Source organism: Streptomyces sp. NPDC001156 (genome assembly GCF_053598275.1).
Genome location: NZ_JBSFJX010000283.1, coordinates 1 through 8,572, shown reverse-complemented (window position 1 = coordinate 8,572; position 8,572 = coordinate 1). Strand labels below are relative to the sequence as shown.

Here is an 8,572-nt window from a genome sequence, read left to right as displayed (position 1 = left end):
AAATCCGCCGGCAGGTTGGCCCACTTGACGCCGTTGTCGACCACATAGCGCACTGCGTCCAACATCATGCGGTGGCAGTAGCCCTCCGGCCGGCCGCCCCGCCCCTGAAACCACGCCGGAACGGGCAGCAACGGCCGAATGACCTGCCATTCCGCGTCTGTCAGATCCGAGCCGTAACACCGCACGCGGTCCGGTCCGTCCGCCGCGTTGCCAAACCTGTGCGCGAGGCAGTCACACGACGGAGACGGCGAGTTGGACTCCACGGGCGCGAGCGCGAAAGACTGCGGCAACAGAGCCTCCTGGTGCTCGTTGGCTTCGACAACCCCGAGCTACCGCGAGGCCCTGCCTTCATGCGCCGACCGCACCGCGATCACCCGATCAAGACCCCTGTTCGACCAGACAAGCCCGTTGATCGGTAAGCGGATGGCTTCTGAGAAGTCCTGACAGAGTGGACACGCGCTCAGGTCCGGATGCGGTCAGGCAAGGCGAGTCCTAAGGAAGATCACTACTCTGCATGAGTGCTCTCATACGACGAGTTGACTTCCCCGGAGCGTGAGCTGTGGGACGCGTTCCCTGAGGGACGCCGAGTGGACCTGCGCACAGGGGCTCCCGAGGACGACCTTGTCTCCGAAGGTGGGCAGTGGGGCTCCCGGCGGACGGTTCGGGCCGCCGTGATCGTGGCCCTCCTCCTGGGCGCGAACACCACGCAGTCGGGCGTTGTAGCGTGCCTGAGGCTCGCCGGGGCGCGGATATCTGGGCACCTCGTCTTGGCCGGCGCGCAGATCACTCATGCCCTTTGGCTCGAGGACTGCTGGTTCGAGGAGTCGGTGGATATTCTCGGAGCGTCGACACAGACGCTCGTGATCACGGGCAGTCAGGTGCCGGGCATCGAAGCCGATTCAGCCCGCATCGAGGGAAATCTAGACCTGCGACGCTCCGTCGTGGAAAGCCTTGCCTCCTCGCCCTTTAACCACGTGAGTACCGCGCTGTCGCTGAGCGACGCCCGAGTGACCGGCGGCTTGCTTCTGAACGGGGCCGAGATCAGCGCCCCCGGCGGGTGGGCTGTGGCTGCCGGCGGCCTGGTCATGGAAGGGGGCATGTTCTGTAGGCAGGGGTTCCTCGCACGAGGTGAAGTACGCCTGCTGGGGGCGCAGTTACCCGGCGGACTCTTCATGCAGGGGGCACAGTTGGAGGTTCCTGGCCCGAGCGGAGTGGCACTCGCCCTCGACAACGCCGTGGCCTCTACGCTCGACTTCTCCAACGGATTCACTGCGAACGGGACCGTACGCCTTCGAGGTGCCCGCATCTTGGACAACTTGACCTTTGAAGGAGCCCTCCTGAACGGGCCACCCGACGGCCGCGGTCCGTCTTTGGTTGCCCCACGGATGCAGGCCGTCGACTTCGACTTCACCCTCACCCGGCCACCGTCCGGCACCATGGACCTGCGAGGGGCGCAGGTGTCCTACCTCCATGACAGCGACCACAGCTGGCCGAACGTGGTGGAACTGGACGGCTTCGCCTACGGCTCCATCAAGATGGAGGAAACAGGTGAGCGACGGGAAGCAGTGCGCCAGCGGGACTCCGTGGCCCACCGCCTGGCGTGGATACGACGCAGCCCGGGTTACAGCCCTCAGCCCTATGAGCAGTTGGCGAGCTGGTACCGAAAGGCCGGCCACGACGACGACGCCCGCCGCGTTCTTCTGGCCAAGCAGCGCCATCGGCGTCGAACTCTTCACCCCGCCGCGCGTGTGTGGGGCCACCTGCTCGACGCGACCGTCGGCTATGGCTACCGTCCCTGGCTGGCAGGCGTCTGGCTCCTCGCGCTGACCCTGCTGGGCACGCTGTCCTTCGGCGCTTACTCTCCCAACCCGGTCAAACAAGGCGAAGGTGCCCCGTTCCAGCCCCTCGTCTACACGCTCGACCTCTTGATCCCCATTGGTGGTCTGGGGCAGCGGACGGCCTGGTACTGGTCGAACAACAACCTTCAGTGGCTGGCCTACCTACTGATCGCCTTTGGCTGGGTGCTGACTACCGCCGTCATCGCGGGTGTCTCTCGCACTCTGCAGAAGAATTAGCGGTCGACAGCTGGGTTCAGGCGTCGCCAGCAGATAAGCGCGCGTCCGAGGGCGCGGAAGGCTTGGTGGACGACGAAGCGGATCTCCCGGCGGGTCCGCAGAGAGCAGAACCAGTGCGTGGTGGGCAACGGGTGCTCCACGACCAACGGTGGCTCGCCTGTTGGGCAACGAGGCGTCCGCTGATCAAATGCAATGAGGTCTGCGGATCACCGGGCGCTCAGGAGCTTTCGGCCGTCGTGGCTTCGCACGTGCGGGCCGTTGCCGTCCAAAGCGTCCAGGAGGCGGATCGCGAAGACCTCGGCCATGCGCTGGCTGACCTCGTCGGGTGTGAGCCATTCGACGGCGGTGGACTCGGTGGAGGTGCGCTCGGTGCCGCCTGAGGGCTTGCAGCGGAAGACCAGGGCCACGATGCCGCGGGTTGTGTTCTTGTAGACCCCGGTGAGTTCGTCGACCTCGATGTGGATGCCGGTCTCTTCCAGGACCTCGCGGGCGACGCCGGCCTCGGGGGTCTCGTTGAGTTCGAGTACGCCGCCGGGGAGCTCCCAAGTGCCGTTGTCCGCTCGGCGGATCGCCAGGAGGCGTCCGTCCTCGCGCACCACTACTCCGGCCACGGACACGGAGTGCAGCGGCGTTGACTGGGCTTCCCGAGCGCTGTTACTCATGTACAGGAGCATAGGAGGAAGAGAAGGACTATGGGAACAGCGGTAGGAGGTGAGAGGGCCGTACCTCGGTACGTGCAGATCGCCGAGGAGATCGTGCAGCAGATCCGGGTCGGTGTCCTCAAGCCCGGTGAGATGGTGCCCAGTGAGTCGGAGCTGGTGGACCGCTACGGCGTCTCGGGTGGCACGATTCGCAAGGCCATGGTGGAAGTGCGCGCGAGCGGGCTTGTCGAGACGCGGCATGGCAAGGGCTCGATCGTGAAGGATCGCCCGCCGGTACGTCATCGCTCCTCCGACCGCTTCCGGCGCTCGCACCGCCAGGGCGGCAAGGCCGCGTACCTCGCGGAGTCCGCGCAGTCCGGTGCCACCGCCAAGGTGAGCGTTCTCTACATCGGCCCCATGGAGGCCCCGGAGGATGCCGCCGAGCGACTGGGCGTCCCCGCCGGCACCCAGGTGCTCGCCCGGCGTCGCCTCTACTTCCGCAACGGCACTCCCGTTGAGACCGCGACCTCGTACCTCCCGTGGGATGTCGTCAAGGACATCCCCGAGCTGTTCGCCGAGAACCCCGGCGGCGGTGGCATCTACGCCCGACTCGAAGACCACGGGCACGAGTTCGCCGAGTTCGTGGAAACGCTGCAGGCGCGTACGGCATCCAAGGCGGAGGCGTCGGAGCTGGCGCTCAGCCCCGGTGCGCCGGTGGTTCACCTGGTCCGCGAGGCCCGTTCGACGGAGGGTCGTGTGGTGGAGGTCTGTGACACGCTCATGGCTGCTGACCAGTTCATCTTCGAGTACCGGATCCCTGCTGCCGACTGACGCGGACTCAACTCTCCTCAGCCCGTCGCGAGTTCTCCTTCGCGGCGGGTTGACTCATATATAGGAGTCAGGCACTCTTCTTCATGTCACTCATATACATGAGTGACGGAGTCCAGCCTCTATAGAGGAGTGATCTGCCGTGCGTCAGATTCCCGTCGACACCTCCGCCGCGACCGTGATGGTCGCCAAGACCCCGCAGCCGAAGGTGAAGGACCGCCGGACCGGTGAGATCGCCACCGATGCCGAGACCGGGGCGAAGTTGATGACCGTGGACGTGATGTTCGCGGCGAACGACGAGGTGGAGATCCTGTCCGTCACCGTCCCCGAGCCCGGCATCTCCGGTGAGCTGGCCATGGGCACCCCGGTCGCGCTGACGGGCTTGATCGCCCGGCCGTGGGAGAACGACTTCAACGGGCAGAAGCGGCACGGGATCGCGTTCCGCGCGGTCGCCATCACCTCACTCGTCGCCGCCGCCGGCTCGGCGAAGGCGGCTTGACCGTGACCGGGTTCACGGTCGCGCTGGTACTGGTCGCTGCTGCTGCGGGCCTCCTGCGGTGGCGGCGCCCCGCCTGGTACTGGCTGACCTTCGGCGTCACCCTCGCCGCGGTGCGGGTCCTGGTCCGCTACGCCACGGTCATGGACGCCTGCGGCCTGGCCGTCCCGCCCTCGCGGTGGCGGCTGGCGTTAGCCCGGGCCACCAACCGCCCCGCCCCGGAGTCCCGCCCGCCGCGCATCCTGCTGCTGCGGCCGACCCGCACCGGCCTGGTCCTCCGGCTCAAACTGCGGCCCGGTCAGGACGCCTTCGACGTCGCCGCCGCCTCCGACCGGCTGCGCCACTCCTTCTCCATGTACGGAGTCACCTCACGGGAGGTTCGCTCGGGTGCGGTGGAGGTGCGGATGACCGGCTACGACGTCCTCAAGCGGGTGCAGATGCCCGCCAGCATCGACACCCGGCCGATGCGGGTTGCGGTCGCTTTGCGGGAGGACGGCTCGGTGCACTACCGCGACTACCGGGCGATACCCCACGCCCTCACCCTGGGCGCCACCGAGTCCGGGAAGTCCGTCTACCAGCGCAACCTGGTCGCCGGACTGGCCACCCAGGACGTCGCCCTGGTGGGGATCGACTGCAAGCAGGGGGTCGAACTCTTTCCACTGGCCCGCCGCTTCTCCGCCCTGGCCGACAACCCGGACACCGCCGCCGAGCTGTTGGATGCCCTCGTGGCCCGCATGAAGGGCGTGTACCAGCTGATCCGTGCCGAGCAGCGCATCACCGCCGACGTCCCGGACGCGGAGATCGCCGCCGACATCTGGGATCTGCCCGACCACCTGCGCCCCACGCCCGTGGTGGTGCTGGTGGACGAGGTGGCCGAACTCGCCCTGTTCGCCAGCAAGGAGGAGGAGAAGCGCCGGGACCGGATCATCACCGCGCTGGTGCGACTGGCCCAGTTGGGCCGTGCGGCCGGCATCTATCTGGAGATCTGCGGGCAGCGGTTCGGCTCCGAACTCGGCAAGGGCATCACCATGCTCCGCGCCCAGCTCACCGGCCGCACCGCGCACCGCGTCAACGACGAGACCTCCGCCAACATGGCCTTCGGCGACATCTCCCCGGACGCCGTCCTGGCCGCGATCCAGATCCCCGCCGCAATGCGCGGGGTCGCCGTCGCCGGGGACTCCACCGGGGGCTGGCACCGCATCCGCGCCCCGCACACGACGCTGCGGCAGGCTGTCAACGTCTGCAACCGGCATGCCGACCGCACCCCGGACCTGCCCGAACTGGCCCCCTTCCGGCCCGCCCTGACTGGCACCGCTGCGGCCCCGGTGCCGCTGTCCAAGACCGCCCCCGCGACAGCCTGACCCTCCCCGCCCTCGGCCGGCGCGACCGTCCTCGCGCCAGGTCCCTACCCCCTCCATGCCTGCAACAGGAAGGAGCCACCATGAGCCGCCCCGCTCTCCGCATCGACGCCGTGCTGGTCCAGGCCGTCATCGCCGGGGCGCTGTCCTTCGCCCACCTGCACGACCTGGCCGCCGCTGCCGGACAGGCCGGCTGGAAGGCGTGGGCCTACCCGGTCAGCGTCGACCTGCTCCTGGTCGCCGCCTGGCGACGCCTCCGCAGCGATGGGCCGTCCCGGCTGGCCTGGTCCTGGTTCGTGATCGCCCTGTTCGCCTCACTCGGCGCCAACATCGCCACCGCCGGATTCCTCGACCTGGCCAACCCACCAGCCCTGCTCCGCCTCGGCATCGCCGGATGGCCCGCCCTCGCCTTCCTGGGCGGCACCCTCCTCGCCCACTCCAACGGCCACCAGGAGCCGCATCCGCCGGCACCCGTGGCCCCGGACCCTGCACCCCGCGTCGAGCCCGAGCCCGTCAGCGCTCCAGAGCCCGAGCTCGTATCGGTCGAGCAGGCCCCGGTCCTTCCGGCTGCCGACCCGGTGCCTGCGGTTCCGGCCGTGCTCGTCGAGCACGCACGCAAGGTCGCCGACGACCACCAGGCCCGCACCGGCACCCGAATCGACACCGACACCCTGCGCGCCCGCCTCGGCGTCCCGCCGCAGCTGGCCGACGCCATCGCCGCCCAACTCGCCTAACCCCGAAGGGAGAACCACCGTCATGCCTGCCCGTGACCACTTCCACTCCGTGATGCGGATCGGCCCGGTGCAGATCGGCACCCACCGCGACCGCAACGGCCACACCAAACACGCCGCCGTGTGCACCAACGACCGGTGCGGCTGGTCCGCCGACTACTCCAGCTCCTCCGCCGCCCAGCTCGCCGCCCGCACCCACCGCTGCCGCGTCGGCTAGGAGGCCCCCCGTGCAGGTTCCGCTGTGGCTCGCCCTGATCGTCGTCGGCTACCTCGGCGTCAAGCTCATCCGCCCACCCGCCTGGCTCGTGGCCGTGCTCCTCCTGGGCGGCTTCCTCCTCGCCGACAGCGTCCTCGCCCCCGCCATCGACAGCTTCCTCAAGTAACGCCCACCGAGAGGAGATCCACCGTGCTCCGCCCCAAGGTCCCCACCAACCCGATGCCGACCGGCCTCGTCACCCCGCCCGCCGTCATCGAGCCAGCCACCGTCGTGCAACACCCGGTAGCCCCCGCACCCGTGCCGGTGGCCCCGGCCCGGCCTACCGTCCAGCTCACGCCCGGCGCTGTGGTCGCGCTCGTGGGTGCTGGCACGGCCGTGGTCCTGGTCGTCGGCGCAGTCCTGGTCTCCATGCTCCTCGCGGTCGCCATCACCGGCGCCTCGCTCGCCATCTGCGCCCTGGTGATCCGCTCCCTGATCACCGCCGACGCCAAGCGGCGCTGACCGGCCCCCGGGCGGCCCTGATACCGCCAAGCATCCACCGCCCGGGAGCCATGCCCCCATCCGATCCCGTGGAACCGGAAGGAACCCCAGCATGACCGACCGCACCACAACGGCACCCCGCATCTGCCCCAACTGCGACGGCTTCGCCTCCGCCGCCATCACCCTCGGCGGCCGCAACGCCCGCGGCCAGCTGCGCACCATCACCGCCCACTGCCCCGCCTGCCACGGCACCGGCATTGCCCCCACCCGCCGCAACCGGGAGGGCGCCCGTGCCTGAGACGCTGCTCGACCCGACCACCCTCGGCGACGTGCTGAGGGTGGCCTCGGCCGACGACTTCCACCGCTGGGAAGAGCAGATCCGCCGCACCGGCGGCTGCGCCGACCCCATCCACCTGCAGGGCTGGACCCTCCACAAGGACAAGGTCACCGGCGAGACTCTGCACCACTACTCGACCGAGAACGAGCCCGGCGGACGCCTTCGCATCGCGTGCGGCAACCGCCGTGCCTCCCGCTGCCCCGCCTGTGCCTTCACCTACGCGGGCGACACCTACCACCTCATCCGCGCAGGCCTTGCCGGAGACGACCGCCGCGACATCCCCGCCACCGTCCGCGACCACTCCAGGGTCTTCGCCACCCTCACGGCCCCGTCCTTCGGCCCGGTCCACAACCGGCCCGACCATGGCGTCTGCCGCTGCGGCACCCGCCATGCCGCTGACGACCCCGCCCTCGGGACGGCCCTGGACCCGGCCACGTACGACTACGCGGGCGCCGTCCTCTTCAACAACCACGCCGGACAGCTGTGGATGAGGTTCACCACCCGGCTCCGCCGCGAGATCGCTGCCCGCGCCGGACTCACCCGCCGTGAACTCCCCGACCACGCCCGCCTGTCGTACGGCAAGGTCGCCGAGTTCCAAAAGCGCGGCGCCGTGCACTTCCACGCCGTGATCCGCATCGACGGACCCGAGGGCCCGGACACCCCGCCGCCATCCTGGGCAACGGTGGACTTGCTCGCCGACGCGATCCGGGCCGCTGCCGCGCACTCCTACACCTCGGTCTCGGTGCCGGCCGCTGGCGACCAGCCCGCCCGCACCTTCCGGTGGGGCACCCAGCTCGACGTCCGGCCCGTCAAGGCCTTCGGCGACGGCTCCGACATCACCGAACAGGCCGTCGCCGCCTACGTCGCCAAGTACGCCACCAAAGCCGCCGAGACCACCGGCACCCTGGACCGCCGCATCGGCGAACTCGCCGAACTCGACCGCCACGCCGTGCCCGACCACGCCCGCCGCCTCATCGAAGCCTGCAAGCTCCTGGATTCGCTCTACCCGGACCGCCGCCTCTGGGCCTGGGCCCACATGCTCGGCTTCCGCGGCCACTTCTCCACCAAATCCCGCCGCTACTCCACCACCCTCGGCGCCCTCCGCCAGGAACGCGCCGACTACCGCGCCGCAGAAGAACGCGAATCCCTCGGCCTGGACGACGTCGAACCGGACACCGTCCTCGTCCTCGCCGACTGGCAGTACGCCGGCCACGGCCACACCCCCGGCGAATCCGCCCTCGCCGCGTCGATCGCTCGCGACCTCCAGCTCAACCGCGACACCGCCCGCGAAGCCCTGCGCGACCAACTGGCCCTGGAAGGAGCCGCAGCATGACGACCGCAACCGCAGAGCTGCTGACCGTCCCGGAAGTCATGGCCCGGCTCAAGCTCGGCCGCTCCACCGTCTACGA

At 69.6% G+C, this 8,572-nt stretch carries 13 protein-coding genes; 11 read left to right on the top strand and 2 right to left on the bottom strand.

Going from position 1 to position 8,572, the window contains the following annotated elements; translation table 11 throughout:
* Window positions 1–263 (bottom strand): transposase (locus tag ACWDA7_RS47465; protein ID WP_450613743.1); only part of this gene is annotated, 263 nt, incomplete at its 3' end.
* A gap of 255 nt (window positions 264–518) precedes the next feature.
* Here ACWDA7_RS47465 and ACWDA7_RS47460 point away from each other — a divergent pair.
* Window positions 519–2,075 (top strand): oxidoreductase, encoded by a 1,557-nt coding sequence (locus ACWDA7_RS47460; protein WP_450613741.1) that lies wholly within the window; start codon window positions 519–521, stop codon window positions 2,073–2,075.
* 206 nt (window positions 2,076–2,281) lie between these two features.
* Here the strand turns inward: ACWDA7_RS47460 and ACWDA7_RS47455 are convergent, their stop codons facing one another.
* Window positions 2,282–2,749 carry an NUDIX hydrolase gene (locus ACWDA7_RS47455; protein ID WP_450613739.1) on the bottom strand — a complete coding sequence of 156 codons (468 nt, stop codon included), beginning with the start codon at window positions 2,747–2,749 and terminating at the stop codon, window positions 2,282–2,284.
* Window positions 2,750–2,767: 18 nt separating this feature from the next.
* Here ACWDA7_RS47455 and ACWDA7_RS47450 point away from each other — a divergent pair, with 18 nt between their 5' ends.
* From ACWDA7_RS47450 to ACWDA7_RS47405, 10 genes are all read left to right on the top strand, one after another.
* A complete protein-coding gene (locus ACWDA7_RS47450; protein WP_450613737.1) occupies window positions 2,768–3,547 on the top strand; it encodes a GntR family transcriptional regulator in 780 nt (259 codons plus the stop codon).
* A gap of 139 nt (window positions 3,548–3,686) precedes the next feature.
* A complete protein-coding gene (locus ACWDA7_RS47445) occupies window positions 3,687–4,043 on the top strand; it encodes an SCO3933 family regulatory protein (RefSeq protein ID WP_450613735.1) in 357 nt (118 codons plus the stop codon).
* A 2-nt stretch (window positions 4,044–4,045) separates the two neighbouring features.
* Window positions 4,046–5,401: an FtsK/SpoIIIE domain-containing protein gene (locus ACWDA7_RS47440; protein ID WP_450613733.1), complete on the top strand. Its 1,356-nt coding sequence runs from the start codon at window positions 4,046–4,048 to the stop codon at window positions 5,399–5,401.
* Between the two features lie 80 nt (window positions 5,402–5,481).
* Window positions 5,482–6,132, top strand: a complete 651-nt coding sequence (locus ACWDA7_RS47435) for a DUF2637 domain-containing protein (protein ID WP_450613731.1) — start codon at window positions 5,482–5,484, stop codon at window positions 6,130–6,132.
* Between the two features lie 22 nt (window positions 6,133–6,154).
* Window positions 6,155–6,346 (top strand): mobile element transfer protein, encoded by a 192-nt coding sequence (locus ACWDA7_RS47430; protein ID WP_450613730.1) that lies wholly within the window; start codon window positions 6,155–6,157, stop codon window positions 6,344–6,346.
* A 10-nt stretch (window positions 6,347–6,356) separates the two neighbouring features.
* Window positions 6,357–6,512 (top strand): hypothetical protein, encoded by a 156-nt coding sequence (locus tag ACWDA7_RS47425; RefSeq protein ID WP_331265186.1) that lies wholly within the window; start codon window positions 6,357–6,359, stop codon window positions 6,510–6,512.
* Window positions 6,513–6,535: 23 nt separating this feature from the next.
* Complete coding sequence (locus tag ACWDA7_RS47420) at window positions 6,536–6,847, top strand: SpdD-like protein (RefSeq protein ID WP_450613728.1); 312 nt, start codon at window positions 6,536–6,538, stop codon at window positions 6,845–6,847.
* 91 nt (window positions 6,848–6,938) lie between these two features.
* Window positions 6,939–7,124 (top strand): hypothetical protein, encoded by a 186-nt coding sequence (locus ACWDA7_RS47415; RefSeq protein ID WP_450613726.1) that lies wholly within the window; start codon window positions 6,939–6,941, stop codon window positions 7,122–7,124.
* Window positions 7,117–8,496, top strand: coding sequence for a replication initiator protein RepSA (gene repSA / locus ACWDA7_RS47410; RefSeq protein ID WP_450613724.1), 1,380 nt, complete (start codon window positions 7,117–7,119; stop codon window positions 8,494–8,496). The genes ACWDA7_RS47415 and repSA overlap by 8 nt, the downstream gene beginning before the upstream one ends.
* A partial coding sequence (locus ACWDA7_RS47405) for a helix-turn-helix transcriptional regulator (protein WP_450613745.1) occupies window positions 8,493–8,572 on the top strand: 80 nt, incomplete at its 3' end. The genes repSA and ACWDA7_RS47405, both read left to right, overlap by 4 nt.

Bases quoted from the DNA above. Each gene is read 5' to 3' on its own strand.
- ACWDA7_RS47455 (WP_450613739.1), bottom strand. From the start codon at position 2,749: ATGCTCCTGTACATGAGTAACAGCGCTCGGGAAGCCCAGTCAACGCCG.
- ACWDA7_RS47450 (WP_450613737.1), top strand. From the start codon at position 2,768: ATGGGAACAGCGGTAGGAGGTGAGAGGGCCGTACCTCGGTACGTGCAG.
- ACWDA7_RS47435 (WP_450613731.1), top strand. From the start codon at position 5,482: ATGAGCCGCCCCGCTCTCCGCATCGACGCCGTGCTGGTCCAGGCCGTC.
- ACWDA7_RS47430 (WP_450613730.1), top strand. From the start codon at position 6,155: ATGCCTGCCCGTGACCACTTCCACTCCGTGATGCGGATCGGCCCGGTG.
- ACWDA7_RS47415 (WP_450613726.1), top strand. From the start codon at position 6,939: ATGACCGACCGCACCACAACGGCACCCCGCATCTGCCCCAACTGCGAC.